This window comes from Pseudonocardia benzenivorans CB1190, assembly GCF_000196675.2.
GTDB lineage: Bacteria > Actinomycetota > Actinomycetes > Mycobacteriales > Pseudonocardiaceae > Pseudonocardia > Pseudonocardia benzenivorans.
This window is the reverse complement of sequence record NC_015312.1, coordinates 2,281,320-2,297,482: the sequence shown is the minus strand read 5'-3', so window position 1 is coordinate 2,297,482 and position 16,163 is coordinate 2,281,320. Positions and strand designations below refer to the sequence as shown.

At 68.0% G+C, this 16,163-nt stretch carries 14 protein-coding genes and 1 tRNA gene; 3 read left to right on the top strand and 12 right to left on the bottom strand.

Going from position 1 to position 16,163, the window contains the following annotated elements; translation table 11 throughout:
* Positions 1 to 125: 125 nt before the first annotated feature.
* From PSED_RS10950 to PSED_RS10920, 8 genes are all read right to left on the bottom strand, one after another.
* The gene (locus tag PSED_RS10950) at positions 126 to 473 is read right to left on the bottom strand and encodes a cupin domain-containing protein (protein ID WP_013674307.1); all 348 of its coding nucleotides are present in this window, start codon (positions 471 to 473) and stop codon (positions 126 to 128) included.
* A gap of 600 nt (positions 474 to 1,073) precedes the next feature.
* The gene (locus PSED_RS10945; RefSeq protein WP_202946364.1) at positions 1,074 to 2,090 is read right to left on the bottom strand and encodes an acrylyl-CoA reductase family protein; all 1,017 of its coding nucleotides are present in this window, start codon (positions 2,088 to 2,090) and stop codon (positions 1,074 to 1,076) included.
* Entirely contained in the window at positions 2,072 to 2,410 is a 339-nt protein-coding gene (locus PSED_RS10940; protein WP_013674304.1) for an NIPSNAP family protein, read from the bottom strand. Before PSED_RS10940 ends, PSED_RS10945 begins: the two co-directional genes overlap by 19 nt.
* A 1,228-nt stretch (positions 2,411 to 3,638) precedes the next feature.
* Positions 3,639 to 3,773 carry a hypothetical protein gene (locus PSED_RS35285; protein WP_267939120.1) on the bottom strand — a complete coding sequence of 45 codons (135 nt, stop codon included), beginning with the start codon at positions 3,771 to 3,773 and terminating at the stop codon, positions 3,639 to 3,641.
* Complete coding sequence (locus PSED_RS10935; RefSeq protein WP_143770434.1) at positions 3,770 to 3,919, bottom strand: glutamine amidotransferase; 150 nt, start codon at positions 3,917 to 3,919, stop codon at positions 3,770 to 3,772. The genes PSED_RS35285 and PSED_RS10935 overlap by 4 nt, the downstream gene beginning before the upstream one ends.
* A 28-nt stretch (positions 3,920 to 3,947) precedes the next feature.
* Positions 3,948 to 4,628: an HAD family hydrolase gene (locus PSED_RS10930; RefSeq protein WP_049803651.1), complete on the bottom strand. Its 681-nt coding sequence runs from the start codon at positions 4,626 to 4,628 to the stop codon at positions 3,948 to 3,950.
* A gap of 133 nt (positions 4,629 to 4,761) precedes the next feature.
* The gene (locus PSED_RS10925) at positions 4,762 to 5,580 is read right to left on the bottom strand and encodes an aldo/keto reductase (protein WP_013674302.1); all 819 of its coding nucleotides are present in this window, start codon (positions 5,578 to 5,580) and stop codon (positions 4,762 to 4,764) included.
* Between the two features lie 293 nt (positions 5,581 to 5,873).
* The gene (locus PSED_RS10920) at positions 5,874 to 7,313 is read right to left on the bottom strand and encodes a nicotinate phosphoribosyltransferase (protein ID WP_013674301.1); all 1,440 of its coding nucleotides are present in this window, start codon (positions 7,311 to 7,313) and stop codon (positions 5,874 to 5,876) included.
* 1,490 nt (positions 7,314 to 8,803) lie between these two features.
* Between PSED_RS10920 and PSED_RS10915 the strand changes: the two genes are divergently transcribed.
* A complete protein-coding gene (locus PSED_RS10915; protein ID WP_013674299.1) occupies positions 8,804 to 9,868 on the top strand; it encodes a phosphotriesterase family protein in 1,065 nt (354 codons plus the stop codon).
* Between the two features lie 707 nt (positions 9,869 to 10,575).
* Here the strand turns inward: PSED_RS10915 and PSED_RS10910 are convergent.
* From PSED_RS10910 to PSED_RS10900, 3 genes are all read right to left on the bottom strand, one after another.
* Positions 10,576 to 10,647, bottom strand: a tRNA-Val gene (locus tag PSED_RS10910).
* A gap of 29 nt (positions 10,648 to 10,676) precedes the next feature.
* Positions 10,677 to 11,135 carry a peroxiredoxin gene (locus PSED_RS10905; RefSeq protein ID WP_013674298.1) on the bottom strand — a complete coding sequence of 153 codons (459 nt, stop codon included), beginning with the start codon at positions 11,133 to 11,135 and terminating at the stop codon, positions 10,677 to 10,679.
* Between the two features lie 130 nt (positions 11,136 to 11,265).
* On the bottom strand, positions 11,266 to 11,700 hold the full coding sequence (locus tag PSED_RS10900) for a DUF3052 domain-containing protein (RefSeq protein WP_013674297.1): 435 nt from the start codon (positions 11,698 to 11,700) through the stop codon (positions 11,266 to 11,268).
* Positions 11,701 to 11,905: 205 nt separating this feature from the next.
* On the opposite strand from PSED_RS10900, the gene aceE reads away from it, so the two are divergent.
* Both aceE and PSED_RS10890 read left to right on the top strand, forming a co-directional pair.
* Positions 11,906 to 14,674: a pyruvate dehydrogenase (acetyl-transferring), homodimeric type gene (gene aceE, locus PSED_RS10895; protein WP_013674296.1), complete on the top strand. Its 2,769-nt coding sequence runs from the start codon at positions 11,906 to 11,908 to the stop codon at positions 14,672 to 14,674.
* Positions 14,675 to 15,026: 352 nt separating this feature from the next.
* A complete protein-coding gene (locus PSED_RS10890) occupies positions 15,027 to 15,233 on the top strand; it encodes a cold-shock protein (protein ID WP_013674295.1) in 207 nt (68 codons plus the stop codon).
* 125 nt (positions 15,234 to 15,358) lie between these two features.
* Here PSED_RS10890 and PSED_RS10885 read toward each other — a convergent pair whose 3' ends face one another.
* Positions 15,359 to 16,126 carry a pirin family protein gene (locus tag PSED_RS10885; protein WP_013674294.1) on the bottom strand — a complete coding sequence of 256 codons (768 nt, stop codon included), beginning with the start codon at positions 16,124 to 16,126 and terminating at the stop codon, positions 15,359 to 15,361.
* Between the last annotated feature and the right edge of the window lie 37 nt (positions 16,127 to 16,163).

The window sequence follows — 16,163 nt, the reverse complement described above, 5'->3', positions numbered from 1 at the left end:
CGCTGCCTGCTCCGCCCGTGGGGGAATCAACGGTTGTCCGACCGTAGTCCTGCGGGCTCACCGTTCCACATCCACGGCATCCTCCGTGACTCGAGAACGGCTTCGCCGGCACCGGGACAACCACGTCACGAGTCCGACGCCGACCAGATGGAGACCTTCCGAAGTCGCTCGATGGTCCGCCACGTATTGCGCTGGCCCCTATTGAGGCGTACGACATCGCCGGGTCCGATCTGGATCGTTTCCCTTGTGTCGTCGAACGTGACCTCGGCACGTCCTTCCAGGACCACGAACACCTCCTCGTCGGTCACGCCCCCGATGAGCCCCGGCTCCGCCTCCCACACGCCGACCTCCGCACCGGCGACAGTGCCGATATGGTAAGTACCGGTCGGTACCGTCGAGCCCGCGTCCTCCAGATTTTCGTATCCTTCAGGCTGGAGCTGGTAGCGGAACACGTTTCCGAGATGCTGCGTCATTCTGTACGCTTCCTTTCGCGCTGTTCTCGCTTCTTCGGGCCCGAACGCCCATCCGGGGCCCGCCGGAGACTCTTGACTCATCGCGGTTGAGTTTCGCCCATTTCTACCGTGGGGCCGACCGATGCATCCGTCGAGACTTCCGCGGAGCGCAGGGCGTCACGCTTGCTGGTCGCGGGCTTCGGGGACGTCGTCGATCTGCCGGGAGAACCTGTACGCCGCAAGCCGCCCTCGGGTGAATTGCACCCCCTCGGAAGTCCCGGTGGCCGCACTGTTCAGGAAGTCGTGGGCAACGTCGGGAACTATCGTGCGTGGACCGCCAGCTGAGCTCGACACTCCCTTTTCGTGCGCAGCCCTTCCGGCGCCGACGCCGCGTATCGCCGTCGACGCGAGATGCATTCGTCGGCGGCGCCGGCACGCCGCGTCCCGTTCCTTGTCACCGATCTCAGGACGACCACACCCGCTGCCCTCTCCCCACCGTCGGCATCTCGCGGTGCCAGGAGGAGGGGACCGGAGCCCCCGAGCAGACCGGCGACCGCGCCGCCCCGCCCCGCCCCTCACCGCCGATGTACACGACCGGATGGTCCGCCATTGCCTCGTCGCTCATTTGTGGACATCGACGACGACACGACCGTGTACCCGGCCTGCCACGACATCCTGCGACACCCTCGCCGCGTCCTCGAGCCCCACGACCGAAGTGATCGAGTCGAGCAGCTCGTGGTCCACGTTCGCCAGCCGGTCCCATGCTCGCCGCCGTCGGTACTCGGAGGCGTAGACGGAGTCGATACCGACCAACGAGACCCCTCGCAGGATGAACGGCAGCACCGTCGCAGGAAGATCGATTCCTTGTGCGAGACCGACCGCGGCGACCACGCCTCCGTAGCGGGTGGCGGCCAGAGCCGACGCGAGCGTGGTGCTGCCGACGGAATCGACCACCGCGCTCCAACTGGGAGTCGCCAACCCGTCGCCGGCCTCGGCCGGCAGCCGGTCGATGATCTCGCACGCCCCCAGCCGGAGCAGCGAATCCCGCAGTTGGTCTGCCCGTCCGGTTGACGCCACGACGTCGAAGCCGGCCTGGGCCAGCACCGCGATGGCGAGCGTTCCGACGCCGCCACCCGCGCCGGTGACCAGAACCGGCCCGTTCGAAGGCCTCACACCGGCATCGAGGATTGCCTCGACTGCCAGCCCGGCGGTGTACCCCGCGGTCCCGATAGCAGCGGCGCGCCGGTGATCGAGCCGCGAAGGAAGTGCCAGCAAGAAGGTGCCCGGAACACGTGTCCGCTGCGTCAGTCCCCCGTCACGATCGGTCCCGAGACCGAAGCCGTTCGCCACCACCCCATCGCCGACCGCGAACAGCGGACTCGAAGAACGGGTCACCGTTCCTACGAAGTCGATACCCGGAACGATGGGAAAGCACTGAGGGAGGGACGAGCCGGCCTCCATCACCTTCCCGTCCTTGAAATTGAGATCCGAGTAGAGGACGTCGACCTCGACATCACCCCAGGGCAGGTCGTCGTCGGTCAGCTCGTCGACCGAAATCCGGGTCGATCCGTCGCCTCCATGGATTCGTACCGCACGGAACTCGCGCCTGCTACCACTGTTCACCTCTTCGTGCACCACTCACCGAACGAGCTCGCGTCGACCAGTCGACGCCTCATCGACTGCACCAATGGGCCGTCCGCCTCGCTCGCGCGAAACGCGGCGATCCACTCCGGATCATGGACGAACGCCCTCCATTTGCGCTCCATGTCTGCGACATCTGTGAAGCGGAGCGTGTAGACGACCTCGTTGAACGAGTGATCGCCCACCGAGGTCACGCCGATCTGAACGAGGTCCATCTGATGTTTGACGAACAGGGGTAATGCGTGCTCTTTGAATCTCGTAATGAGCGACTCGAGGCGACCGGGCGTGACGACGTACTCTCGAACCTCGTACAGCACACTCTTTCCCTCACTATCGATTGCGCTATGACTGAACTGCCACCGGGGCTCGCCCGAAATGAAGACGTCGTCGTACGATTCTTCATCACCGACACAGCGCCACCCTGGCGGCGTCTACGGCAATGTCGTCAGAAGTACTCTCACCTCGACCCGCGGGCTCATGTTCGGCCTCGCAGGACATCAGGCGACCGCCGTCTCCTTCCCCTCGCCCAACAGGCGTTCGACGACACGTCTTCTTCATCCGAGTCGGCAAGGGTTGAATCGTTTCTTCCTGGGAGCATCGGGGGCCGTGGCCCGCCAAGATACCCGCACAGCGTAGCGGTCGCCGTCTGCCGACGGCAACACATGGAACGTTTATACCTGGGCTCTACGGGCCAGGGCGCCTCCGCCCCGTTGGGACAGACCACGACCGGCGGGTCGGCACGGACCGCGGTCAGGAGGTCGACGAGCCGCCCGAGGGGCGACGCGACCAGCACGGACGACGGAGCCGACGATTGGCTCTGGTGGGAGCATGGCCCACTCCGGCGCTCGGGACACCCAGGTTTGGCCGTGTGGCAGAGCAGGAGGGTGCCTACTCGCGGAACCAGCAGCAGTCTGGGGCCCTCCTGTGACCCCTCGAGGGCGTCTCTGCGCGGCACCTGCTCGTGCACCGACCCAGCCGACCGACCCAGCAAGGCGGCCGTGACGCCCGGGAGCTCGCGTTCAGAACGGCTGCCCCGTGGCAGGGCACCGGCGAACACTCCGGTGAACATGTCGCCCGCGTCGGTCGTATCTCGGACCTCGGCGATCTGGCGGGCCGGCAAGGCCGCCACCGCATCGCTGGGTTCGGTCACCCGGGACACCCGCTCCCCCAGGCACACGACGACCGGGCCCTGCGGCCGAGCTGCCAGGCCGGCCGCCACGTCCGGAGCCGCACCGTCCGGAGCCGCACCGTCCGTGCTGCTCCCGGCAGCGTGTGCGGTCGCCGAGCTCGGCGGAGCTGAGGAGCACGGGGCCGAGCCCGACGAGTTCGACGAGCGCGGAAATGGTCGGCGCGAGATTCCGCACGCAGGGGGATCCGATGGGACGCAGCAAATGATCGCGTCCTGGATCGAGCGCCCCTACCACCGCCGCCGCCAGGACACTCCGCCGCTTGACCCGTGCCGAGTTCGAGACACTGTTCGACACCGCCTACGACGCCTGACCCTGCTACCCGCACCGGGTCAACCAGACCCTGGGCTGCTGCGCCTCAGCACCGCTCCCCGTCAGCCTGGGGCATCCGCACCTGGCGTCCGGCCGCCCACGACAGGGTCGAGCCCCACAGCGCGGGGTAGTGCCCCCACTCCGCGAACTCCGGGGGCGCCCGGTGCGGCGTGGCGGTCACGCTCTAGGCGTGCCGCCGAGGATCGGGTGCCCCGGCTGGACGACGTCGGCCTTCACCCCGTCGGACATCTCGACGCGGTCGTCATGCGGAGGCATCGCGACCGGCGGTACTTCCGCGAGCGGGTCATCCACTGGCGCGCCTGCCATCGGTACCGGTGAACGAGAGATGCCCTCGTCAGGTCCTGCCGACGCCGGTGGGCGACAGCAGGCCACGGCCGATCGAGTATGCCTCTCTCAGGTCGGTGCCGACGTAGCTCGCCGACGCCAACCGGGCGATGGCCGGGCTCGGGTTCACCCCGACCGCGTGCGGCAACCAGGTGAACAGGTCCAGGTCCGAGGACGAGTCGCCGTAGGCGACACACGCCTGCGCCGTCAGGCCGTGCCGGGCCAGAGCATCCTGCGTGATCTTGACCTTCGCCTCCGGTGACAGCGTGGCCGCATCCGGTAGCGGCCGGCCGACCTCGACGTCCGAGCCATAGGTCTCATGCGCGCCCCAACGCTGCAGTCTGCGTACGAAGAAGGCCGGGGACTGCGTGATGACGATCGCAATCTCACCTCTGGCGCGGATATCGGTGAGCACGTCGACGGTGCCGGTCATCCAGCAGGAACCCTCGAACGCAGCGTCGAGGTCGGCCTCGGTCGCGTCGGCACAGATGTCGAGTAACGTCTCCCAGAATTCGCGGTCCGAGATGGAGCCGGCGAGCCATCGAGACTCGATATCATGGCCGACGGTCGGCTTTCCGAAGTGTCGGGCCAGCTCGATCGTGGCGGCACCTCGAAGGAGGGTGCCGTCCATGTCGAAGACATGAAGACGTCGGCCGTGGTCCGACATGTCGGCATCCGGGCTCTGCGGCATGAGCTCTCTTTTCACGGGAAGGTCACACGGGAGGATGCTCGCGGGATACATACAAGGGGTCTCGGCGCCGACGTCGATCGCCAGAGAGGAACCACTCGATCGTCGGGTCGACCGGAAACAAATCATTTCCTGACTAGGACAGCGTCTCGAGCGGGACGACACCTGGCGCTGGGAAGGCGCGATCCAGGACCTCGAGTTCTTCGTCGGTGAGCTCGAGGTCCAGCGCTGCAGCGTTCTCCTCGACATGGGCAAGCCGGGCAGCCTTCGGAACGGCGATGACGCCCCCGCTACGGACCGACCAGGCCAGCGCAACCTGCGCCGGGGTGGCTCCACGCTCTGCGGCCACGCGGCGCAGGTCGGGATGACCGAGCAACGCGCCCTTCTCGACGGGCGAGTAGGCCATGATCGCGGCACCCACGCGCTCACACCACGGGATCAGATTCGCCTCCGGACCGCGACGCGTCAGATTGTAAAGGACCTGATTACAGGCAGGGACGGCGCCGTCCGGAAGGTCCTCCAGATCGTGCAGGTCGAAGTTGCTGACCCCCCAGGCCCGGATCGAACCCTCCTCGCGCAGCTTCTCGAACCCGGCGACTGTTTCCCCGAGGGGAACCTCACGACGCCAATGCAGCAGGTAGAGATCCACTCGATCGGTCCCCAGGCGTCTGAGACTCGCATGGCATGCCGCGACCGTGCCTTCCGTGGACGCATTCTGCGGGAGCACCTTGCTGACCAGAAATACCTCGTCGCGACGGCCACGGACCGCCTGACCGACGACCTCCTCCGCAGCCCCGTCGGCGTAGAGCTCGGCCGTGTCGATCACGGTCATTCCGAGATCGATACCGGCCTGCAAGGCGGCGATCTCGGCCGGCGCGTCCACACCCATTCGCCAGGTTCCCTGACCGATCGGTGGAACCTTTGCTCCGGCCAGCCCAACTTTGTTCAGGGTCATATCAGAAAGTCCAATATTGTCGATACCTCCGTGCCCGAGAACATCACACTCCGACGCGTCGTCCGCGGTTTTTCGGCCTCCGGCCACCCTCCCCCTAGCGACTGAACTGTAGGTCCGGAGTCTTTCTCCGGATGGGTGTCCGAAGTCGGTCGCAATTCACTCCCGAGCGCCCCCGGCGCTCGGGACCGTGATCGAGCGGCCGGAGTCGCGGATGGAGCAGGCTGTGTCGCACGGGAGCGGGACCGACCCGGGGAAGCACGGGTCGGTCCCGCAACGACCGGCCTCAGCGCGCCTCAGCGCACCCCGGCAACTCCCTGTACGACGCCCGAGTAGTAGCTCTCCGGAGTCGGCCGCTCGCTCCGCTCGATGAGCTCGGTGAAGTCCCACTGCCGCAGCACCTTGCCGTCGCGGAAGACCGGCACGAGCTGGTTCTCCTCCGCCGGGATGGAGTCGCGGGGCACCGTGGAGTACGTGCCGTCGGTGTAGCGGAGCGCGAGCCTGCCTCCCTTCGACCGCTTCATCGCGCTGCCGGTCGGGGCCTTCACGGTCTCGCGCCACTCACCGTTGATCCGCATGGCGCTGGCCTTGAACCCGAAGTTGAGCGTGTCCCGGTTGACCTGCTGCAGCAGGCCGCCACCCATCCCACAGAGCACGTTGTCCGCGGCCAGACCCCGCGCCTCCAGCTCGGTGTAGATCGCGATGTAGGTGTCGAGGGTGAGCCCGTCGCCCTGGATCACCCGGATGTTCGGAGGCAGGACCTTGAAACCCTTGCCGTTGGTCTCGTGCCCGAAGCTGTTCATCAGCGACTCGACGGTGTCGACCGGCACCTTGATCGGATCGCCAGAGTCGCACCGCACCGCGACGAGCCCTTGGAACTGGCTGATCTCGTCGTGCAGCTCCTTGCCGAGGATCTCGTTGACCGCCCGGTCGTGGTCGAACGTGTCGACCAGGAGGCCGGCCACGACGACCCCGGGGAACTTGAGAAGGCTGCGGAACGTGTCCGCCTCGGCATCCCTGCCGGCGGCCGCCACCGTGGAATGCTCCTGGAAGACGGCGCTGCCGTTCGGGGCCGCCGCGTTGTACCACTGCCGGGCGGCGACGTACGCGGGAACCGTGTCGGTCTGGTCGAAGTTGACCAGGTGTGCCATTCCGCCGAGACCGGCCGACTCCAGCGAGCTGACCCCGCGATTGCCGTAGTCGTGCAAGTACATGCGAATCGCCTCGGGGTGATCGGAGGTGCGCTCCAGGAACCCCCTGATCAGTTGCTTGGCCGTCCAGCTCAACGTGCCGACCGTGGTCGGATACCAGACGGCCCGGAGCACAGCGGTCTCGACGAAGCTGGTGATCCATGGGTAACGCGGATCGGTGTTGACCAGCTGGACGAGGACGTTACCGGTCGGGACGACGGTGCCCTCCGGGACTGCCTCGATCTCGATGGGGAGGTAGCCGTCGTGGTCGTTGACCAGGTCGATCCAGTTCTGCCGGTTGAACGGGATGCCCATCGGCCGGTGCACGGCCTCGGCCTCATGGATGTCGTCGAGGGTGATCCGCCGGGTCAGGTACTCGCGCAGGAAAGCCTGGAGCCCGACGAACAGTGTCGCGGGGAAGCGGCCGCCACGTGACTCGACGTAGCTCGAGACGTACTCGGTGCCGTCCGGGTACATCCCGTAGTGCGCGTTCTTGTAACTGTCGACGTTCACGATGATGTTGCGCCACAGGGACGATTCGCCCATGTCTACTCTCCTGGTCGTGTACCTACAGCAGGGGGCCTGGTCAGAGAGAGGTTGGACCAAGCCGAGGACTGTGCTCGTTGAGCCACCCCGCCGCGCCCGCCTCCCGTGATCATGAGGCGGATTGGGGAGCCGCTCAACTGGTGGTCAGCGGCCCGCCCCTGCCGTCGTCGGGGCCATGAAGGCGGTCTCTCGATCCGAGCGGGCCGGCCTCGATGGAGAAATCAGCTTCCGTTCACCAAGCGGTCAGGGAAGCAAAGGCGCCGCCGGGCCGGAGGCCGGGCAGCTCATGCATGCTCCGACCGTCGACGCGCTCATGAATGATCCGGTACCGACGTCGCGCCGCTACCGCGCCCCACACTGACGCGGTACTCGAGGTACGGGCGTCCGACGTGGGAGTACTTCCAGACCACCAGATCCACGAGATGCTCGACGAACTCCGGATCGTCAACTCGATCGGCTGTTCCGTCACGTCGAACCGCATGCTCATCGGAGTCTCGTCGTCTCGTCGATCACCTCGGACACCCGACCACTCGTGTCAATGGTTGCCATGTGACGGGAATCAGAGGTCGTGCTCTGCTCCTCATCACCAAGGATCGGCTCCAGAGGCACAGAGCCGGTATCGCCGATGACGACGCATCACGGCAGCGAGACAGTGATCGCCCTGTCTCGAAGAGCAAACGCGAGCCGAGGCCGCAGAGGCCTCTCCACGAAGGTCCGGAGCTCGATGCCTTTGGAGGGGCGCAAGCTCCCTGGAGGAGGTAGCCATGTGGTCGTCCCCCCTGGTCCCGGGCAGCGAGTGCCGGCCCGTGCCGGATGCCATGTCGCCGCCTGCCCAGACGGCCGACGCCCTCAGCGTGCCGATCTCCGCCGCGCCCCCTGGCTCGAGCAGCCGAGTGCTCGCCGACCGCGGTCGAGAGCGAGTGGTCGAGGCCATGTCGCTTCCTGTAGTTCCCGTCCTGACGCCGCCCGACGAACGCGCGGCTTGAATCGTTTCTACTCGATGCCAGTAGCTCTACTCGTGTAGCGTCCGACGCTGCCGGCAACCCTAGCGACGTAGGCTGCATCACAGCAAGACTTAGAACGTTTCTATCGTGTTCAATGGCTGATCACGGAGCTCCCCGTCACCATCGGAGACCCCCTGATCCACAGCTCAGTCCTATTCGAGCGAGCGCCGATGATCGGCGCCCGACGAGCACCCAGCGCGGCGTTGCCGCCGCGGGCTGTGGGGCTCGCAGTCCTCGGCGGTGCGCTGCGGCCGTACCGCACTCACCCCTATCCACAGGGTTCAGGTGGCACGGACCTCGAGGTCGGAGGCACGGTCTGACGGACGCAGGGCATCGCGGGACGACAGTGGACAACGACAGTGGACAACGACCGCACGACCCAGGCGTCCCTCGGCGACAGCTACGACCCAAGCTCCCATGGATCGACGTTGGCGCGGTATCCAGTACGGGCCGGCGCGACCGATCCCGATACGAAGGAGAATCCAGATGGCCTCATCGGCAGCCGAGCAGACCGTGCAGGTGAACACGGTTCGAGGCCCCATACCGGTAGACGAGCTCGGCATGACCCTCACCCACGAGCACCTCATCTTCGACTTCACGAAGCGGTTCACCCCGCCCGAGGGCGCAGCCGAACGCAAGCTGTACGGCACCCGCGTGGGTCCGTCGATGAACTGGCTACTTGCCGACAACCCGTTCTGCTGCTTCGACAACGGGCGTCAGGACGACCCGCTCACCACGGCCGCCGAACTCGGGAACTTCAGTGAGGCCGGCGGACGAACAGTCATCGATTGCACAAACGGAGACTTCGGGCGGGACCCTCTAGCGCTCAGAGAGATCTCCGACAGGTCGGGAATCAACGTCGTAATGGGTTCCGGTTGGTATGTCCACGGGTTTCACGACAGCACGACCACCTCCGCCGGCGTCGACCAGCTCACCGAGGAGCTTCTGGCCGAGTTCATCGACGGAGTCGGCGAAACGGGGCTCTCGCCCGGAGTCATCGGGGAAATCGGAGTCTCACCTGACTTCACGGACGCGGAGAAGCTTCGGCTGCGCGCTGCATCTCGCGCCCAACGTCAGCTCGGAGTTCCGCTCCTGGTCCACCTGCCGGGCTGGCAACGTCGAGCCCTCGAGGTACTCGACATCGTCCTGGGCGAGGAAGGGGTTGCCCCTGCGGCGGTCGTCATGTGCCATATGGATCCCTCTGGACATGATCTGGACTACCAGCGCGCCGTCGCGGATCATGGCGTCTGGCTCGAGTTCGACATGATCGGGATGCCGTTCCATTACCCCGGGGAAGGTCAGTCCCCCGCCCCTGACCAGACCGCAGCCGCGGTCGCCGGCCTCATTCGGGACGGGTACGCCGCACGAATACTATTGAGCCACGATGTGGCCACCAAGAGCATGTTGACCTGCAACGGTGGAAACGGATTCGGCTATGTCCCGAAGCTTTTCCTGCCTCGCCTGGAGCGTCATGGAGTGACATCCGGCGTCGTGGCAGACCTGATGACCGCGAATCCTCGTCGCCTATTTTCGAGTTCACGCACCGGGTGATCGATTCCGTCAAGCGAGCCTCGTGCCGCTCGGCCAGGGCGTTGAGTGCAAGCAGCTGATCGCCGGCCGCGAGCTCGCCGGACAGAATCTGCTGAGGGATGACCGCCGCGACCGTCTCGAACGGCAGTCGGGCGCTGGAGACGTACGCCTGCCCGGTCAGCAGCTTTCCGACCTCCGCCGCGTCTTCCTCCGCCCGCGCCCGGCAGTGGATTCCGCAGTGGCGCAGCTCGGCGCACAGGGATTCGAGGACGTCGGGATCCACGGCGCCGGCCCCGAGCCCGCCGATGCACGGGCGGACGTGGTTCTCCGGGTACCGCGTGCACACCATGTGTGTGCTCCCGCTGACGTCGACATCTCGAGGTAGCCGTCGAGCAGCTGGTCAACCGTGGCCGACATCCGCGGGTTTCGGCTCTCGTCGACCTCGTTGAGGGCGCGCGTTCGCGCGGCCTCGGCCTCGGCGTGCGCACGAAAGCCCCGGGAGGAATGATCTCACGAGGTCGTGTCGGCGTCCGCTGACCGCGTCGACACCTCCGTAGACGCGCACGCGGTAGGCCCCGCTGGGGAGGCGGTCGACGCTGCCGCGGGTGCGCTTGTGGTCTGCCTGAGCACGTGGCATGACGCGAGGGGAGGAACGTTCGTGTCATGAACTGTGTCACGACACACGACCACTGAGCTGTCGCGCAGGTGTCTGACCTGGTCGGAGGGGGTGGGCGCGGCAGGGTTCGAACCTGCGACCGCTCGGGTGTAAGCCGAGTGCTCTCCCGCTGAGCTACGCGCCCGGGGCCGGCCCTCGCGGGCCGGCGGTGGGTCAGAGGGCGGCGATGGCCTTGCGCCAGCCGTCCTGGTCCCGCGCGTCGCCGGGGGCGTTGACCTCGGCGAAGCGCACGACGCCCTCGGTGTCGACGAGGAACGTGCCGCGCAGGGCGAAGCCGGCGTCGGCGTTGAACACGCCGTAGTCCTGCGCCACCTTGCCGTGCGGCCAGAAGTCGGCCAGCAGCGGGAAGTCGTAGTTCTGCTCCTTCGCCCAGGCTGCGAGGGCGAAGGTGTGGTCGACCGAGACGGCCAGCACCTGCACGTCGTCGTTCTGGAACGCGCCGATGTCGTCGCGGACCGAGCACAGCTCGCCGGTGCAGACACCGGAGAACGCGAACGGGTAGAAGACCACCAGGACGGCCTTGTTCCCGCGGAACGACGAGAGCGTGACCTCGTCGCCGGTGTGGGCCTTCAGCGTGAAGTCGGGGGCCTGCGAGCCCACCGTGAGCGCCATGATCAGAGTTCTCCTCGACACGTCGGCGTCACCGCACCCGGTCGCGGGCGCGGTTCGAGGTCGAGCCTATTGCACCCGTCCGGGTGCCGACGCCCGCGACCCCGGTTCCGGCGGGCCGCGGGCGGACGGGTCAGCGGCGGGCTTTCCCCTGCTTCGGCGCGACGAGCCGGGCACCGGCCCACTCGTCGGTGACGCTGACGTTGGACGTCTGCGAGAGCCCGGCGGTGGGGGCCGCCTCGGCGATCTCGCTGGGCTCCAGATGGCCCGTACGACCCGTCTTGGGCGTCAGCACCCAGACGACGCCGTTGTCGGCGAGGGGTCCTCTGGCGTCGACGAGGGCGTCGACGAGGTCGCCGTCCCCCTCTCTGAACCACATGAGGACGACATCGATGACTTCCTGGGCGTCCTCGTCGAGCAGCTCGTCGCCGCTGCGTTCCTCGACAGCGTCGCGCACCGCCTCGTCGACGTCGGAGTCCCAACCCAGTTCCTGGACGACCATGCCCGGCTCGATGCCGAGCTTGCCGGCGATGTCGGACGTGCGTCCGGCATCTTCCGCGGCGACCACGCGTGCGCCCCCTAGTGTCGTGGGGCCTACTCGACCCCGTGTTCGGATGCGGAATCCGAACACGAGGGGCCAGCGGTGCGCAACCGCCGTTCCACGATCTCGCGCCGAGGGGCACGATAGAGGCAGCAACGACAGCCGACGAGTGGCCCCGCCGCGCCGGGGCACACGTACCACGAACGGCACGACCGCCAACCAGGGAGACCCCTTGACCGGCCCGAACAACCGCTCCGAGAGAACCGGACGCGTCCACGTCATCCGAGACGGCCTCGCCGCCCACCTCCCGGACATCGACCCCGAGGAGACCGCGGAGTGGCTCGACTCGTTCGACGCGGTGCTCGACGCCGCGGGCCAGCAACGCGCCCGCTACCTCATGCTGCGGATGTTGCAGCGTGCGCGTGAGCGCCATGTCGGGGTCCCGTCGCTGACGAGCACCGACTACGTCAACACCATCCCGACCGACCGGGAGCCCTGGTTCCCCGGCGACGAGGAGGCCGAGCGGGCCTACCGCCGCTGGATCCGCTGGAACGCCGCGATGACCGTGCACCGCGCACAGCGGCCGGGGATCAGCGTGGGCGGGCACATCTCGAGCTACGCCTCGTCCGCGACGCTCTACGAGGTCGGCTTCAACCACTTCTTCCGCGGCAAGGAGCACCCGGGCGGCGGCGACCAGGTCTACATCCAGGGCCACGCCTCCCCCGGCATCTACGCCCGCGCCTACCTCGAGGGCAGGCTGTCGGAGGACCGGCTCGACGGCTTCCGACAGGAGCTGTCCCACGGCGGTCCCGGCCACGGCCTGCCGTCGTACCCGCACCCGCGGCTGATGCCGGACTTCTGGGAGTTCCCCACGGTCTCGATGGGCCTGGGTCCGATGAACGCGATCATGCAGGCGCGGTTCAACCGCTACCTGCGCGACCGCGGCATCAAGGACACCTCCGACCAGCGCGTGTGGGCGTTCCTCGGTGACGGGGAGATGGACGAGCCGGAGTCGCGCGGGCTCATCCACGTCGCGGCGACGGAGGGCCTGGACAACCTGACGTTCGTCGTCAACTGCAACCTGCAGCGGCTCGACGGGCCGGTGCGCGGCAACGGGAAGATCATCCAGGAGCTGGAGTCGTTCTTCCGCGGCGCGGGCTGGAACGTCATCAAGGTCATCTGGGGCCGCGAGTGGGACGCGCTGCTGCACGCCGACCGCGACGGGGCGCTCATCAACCTGATGAACCAGACCCCCGACGGCGACTACCAGACCTACAAGGCCAACGACGGCGCGTTCGTCCGTGAGCACTTCTTCGGCCGCGACCCGCGGACGAAGGACCTGGTCAGCGACCTGTCCGACGCCCAGATCTGGAACCTCAAGCGTGGCGGGCACGACTACCGCAAGGTCTACGCGGCCTACGCGGCGGCGCTGGAGCACAACGGCCAGCCGACGGTGATCCTGGCCAAGACGATCAAGGGCTACGGCCTCGGGTCGCACTTCGCGGGTCGCAACGCCACGCACCAGATGAAGAAGCTGACCCTCGAGGACCTCAAGCAGTTCCGCGACGAGCAGCGCATCCCGATCAGCGACGCCGAGCTCGAGCGCGACCCGTACCTGCCGCCGTACTACCACCCCGGCGAGGACGCGCCCGAGATCCGCTACATGGCCGACCGGCGCAAGGCCCTCGGCGGGCCGCTGCCGTCGCGCCGCACGTCGTCGAAGGCACTGGTGCTGCCGGGCGACAAGGTCTACGAGGTGGCGCGCAAGGGATCCGGCAAGCAGGAGGCGGCCACGACGATGGCGTTCGTCCGCATCCTGCGCGAGCTGGTGAAGGACAAGGAGATCGGCCCTCGCTTCGTGCCGATCATCCCGGACGAGGCGCGCACGTTCGGGATGGACTCCATGTTCCCGACGCAGAAGATCTACAACCCGCACGGGCAGCAGTACACGTCGGTCGACGCGTCGCTCATGTTGGCCTACAAGGAGTCCGAGCAGGGCCAGCTGCTGCACGAGGGCATCAACGAGGCCGGCTCGGTCGGCTCGTTCACGGCGGCGGGCACGTCCTACGCCACCCACGACGAGCCGATGATCCCGGTCTACGTCTTCTACTCGATGTTCGGCTTCCAGCGCACGGGCGACTCGATCTGGGCCGCGGCCGACCAGATGGCCCGCGGGTTCCTGGTGGGCGCCACGGCCGGCCGCACGACGCTGACCGGCGAGGGTCTGCAGCACAACGACGGGCACTCGCTGCTGCTGGCCGCGACCAACCCGGCCGTGGCGGCGTACGACCCCGCGTTCTCCTACGAGGTCGCCCACATCGTCAAGGACGGCTTGCGCCGCATGGTCGGCGAGGACCCCGAGAACGTCATCTACTACCTGACCGTCTACAACGAGCCCTACGTCCAGCCCGCCGAGCCCGCCGACCTCGACGTCGACGCGCTGCTGCGCGGCCTCTACCGGTACGCGGCGTCGCCGCGCCCGGAGGGCCCGCAGGTGCGGCTGCTGGCGTCCGGGGTCTCCGTGCCGTGGGCACTGCGTGCGCGCGACATGCTCGCCGAGCAGTGGGGCGTCGGCGCGGAGGTGTGGTCGGTGACGTCCTGGGGCGAGCTGCGCCGCGACGGTGTGGACGCCGAGCGGCACAACCTGCTGCACCCCGAGGAGGCTCCGAAGGTGCCGTACGTGCGGACGGCCCTCGAGGGGTCCGACGCACCGGTCGTCGCGGTGTCGGACTGGATGCGCGCGGTCCCCGACCTTGTGCGCCAGTGGGTTCCGGCGCAGTTCACCACGCTCGGCACCGACGGCTTCGGGCTCTCGGACACCCGGCCGGCCGCGCGCAGGCACTTCGCGGTCGACGCCGAGTCGATCACCGTGGCCGCGCTCGGCTCGCTGGCCGCGCGCGGGGAGGTCGACCGCGCCGTCGTCGCCGAGGCGGCGGCCAAGTACGCGATCGACGACCCGCAGGCGGCCGGCCCGCAGACGTCGGACTCCGGGGTCGCCTGACACGCCGCACGCGCGCCGTACCCGACCGCCCCGGGGCCGCATCCGCGGCTCCGGGGCGGTCGCGCACATGGCGCCGATCACCCTCGACGCACGGCCGGACACGGTGCGCGACAGCGGTCCGCCCGCCCCGCGCGAGGGCGTTCTGATCGGGGCCGAACGGTGTCCCCGAACGTGTCGCTCACCGAGAATCCACAGGTCATTGACTCTCGGCAGGAGAGCCGAGTCACGGTACGCTCCGCCCGACGCCGACCTCGCGTGATCGTGAACGGTGTCCCGACCAGGGTGCGAACAGCAGCTGGGCGGCGCGATGCCGGGGGCGAGTGCCCCGGCACCAGGTACGAGGAGAGCAAGAATGGCAGAGGGCACCGTCAAGTGGTTCAACAGCGAGAAGGGCTACGGGTTCCTCGCTCCTGACGGTGGTGGCGCGGACGTGTTCGTGCACTACTCGGCGATCCAGGTCAACGGCTACAAGAGCCTCGACGAGGGGCAGCGCGTCTCGTTCGACATCGAGCAGGGCCAGAAGGGCCCGCAGGCCACCAAGGTCACGCCCATCGGCTGACCGAGGCGGTCACCCGCCCCACGCCCACTCCTTCGCCACACCCGACCTCCGACCGTCCCCGACCCGGACGTCGCTCGACGTCCGGGTCCACAGCGGTACCCGGACGGGCCCGGCGGAACGGATGCTCAGCGCAGGGCGGAGTGCATCTCCCACACCAGGATCTCGGCACCATCGGCGCCGGCCGTCACCCGACGACCGTCCGACGCCGTGATCCGTGCGGCGTCGCCGTCGGCGAGCCGTCCCGCCCCCTCGACCTCCACCGTGCCCCGGGCGACGAACAGGTGCACGTACGGAGCCGCGGGCAGCCGGACCGTGCCCGCAGGCAGCAGACGTGCGGCATGGAGCGCGGCGTCCTTCTGCCGCAACGAGATCGCGCGTTGGTCGACGTGCCGCGGCACGCCCGACGCGACGACGACGAGCCCACCCTCGTCGAGCTCGGCGGTGATGTCGAGCTGCTCGTAGCCCGGCGTGACGCCGGACGTGTCGGGCGCGACCCACATCTGCACGAAGTGGACGTCGGTCGCGGGCGTCGCGGGATCCGCGCGGAACGCGTCGTTCTTCTCCGAGTGCAGGATGCCGCTGCCGGCCGACATCCGTTGCGCCAGACCGGGATGGATGACGCCCGAGTGCCCGGTCGAGTCCTGGTGCACGAGCGATCCCGCCAGCACCCAGGTGACGATCTCGGTGTCGCGGTGCGGATGGGTCTCGAACCCGCTGCCCGCCTTCACCCTGTCGTCGTTGCTCACCAGCAGCAGACCGAAGTGTGTGTCGTCGGGGTCGTAGTGCGCGCCGAACGAGAAGCTGTGCCGCGAGTCGAGCCAGTCGATCTCGGTGTGCATACGGTCGTCGGCGCGCCGGACGAGCACGCCGTCGACGGTGCCGGACCGGCTCATGGGCTGCTCCCTCCTCCAGGCCCTCGGCGGGCGGCCG

Bases quoted from the DNA above. Each gene is read 5' to 3' on its own strand.
- PSED_RS10905 (WP_013674298.1), bottom strand. From the start codon at position 11,135: ATGGCGCTCACGGTGGGCTCGCAGGCCCCCGACTTCACGCTGAAGGCC.
- PSED_RS10925 (WP_013674302.1), bottom strand. From the start codon at position 5,580: ATGACCCTGAACAAAGTTGGGCTGGCCGGAGCAAAGGTTCCACCGATC.
- PSED_RS10935 (WP_143770434.1), bottom strand. From the start codon at position 3,919: ATGGCAGGCGCGCCAGTGGATGACCCGCTCGCGGAAGTACCGCCGGTC.
- PSED_RS10920 (WP_013674301.1), bottom strand. From the start codon at position 7,313: ATGGGCGAATCGTCCCTGTGGCGCAACATCATCGTGAACGTCGACAGT.
- PSED_RS10915 (WP_013674299.1), top strand. From the start codon at position 8,804: ATGGCCTCATCGGCAGCCGAGCAGACCGTGCAGGTGAACACGGTTCGA.
- PSED_RS10885 (WP_013674294.1), bottom strand. From the start codon at position 16,126: ATGAGCCGGTCCGGCACCGTCGACGGCGTGCTCGTCCGGCGCGCCGAC.
- PSED_RS10950 (WP_013674307.1), bottom strand. From the start codon at position 473: ATGACGCAGCATCTCGGAAACGTGTTCCGCTACCAGCTCCAGCCTGAA.
- PSED_RS10930 (WP_049803651.1), bottom strand. From the start codon at position 4,628: ATGCCGCAGAGCCCGGATGCCGACATGTCGGACCACGGCCGACGTCTT.
- PSED_RS10890 (WP_013674295.1), top strand. From the start codon at position 15,027: ATGGCAGAGGGCACCGTCAAGTGGTTCAACAGCGAGAAGGGCTACGGG.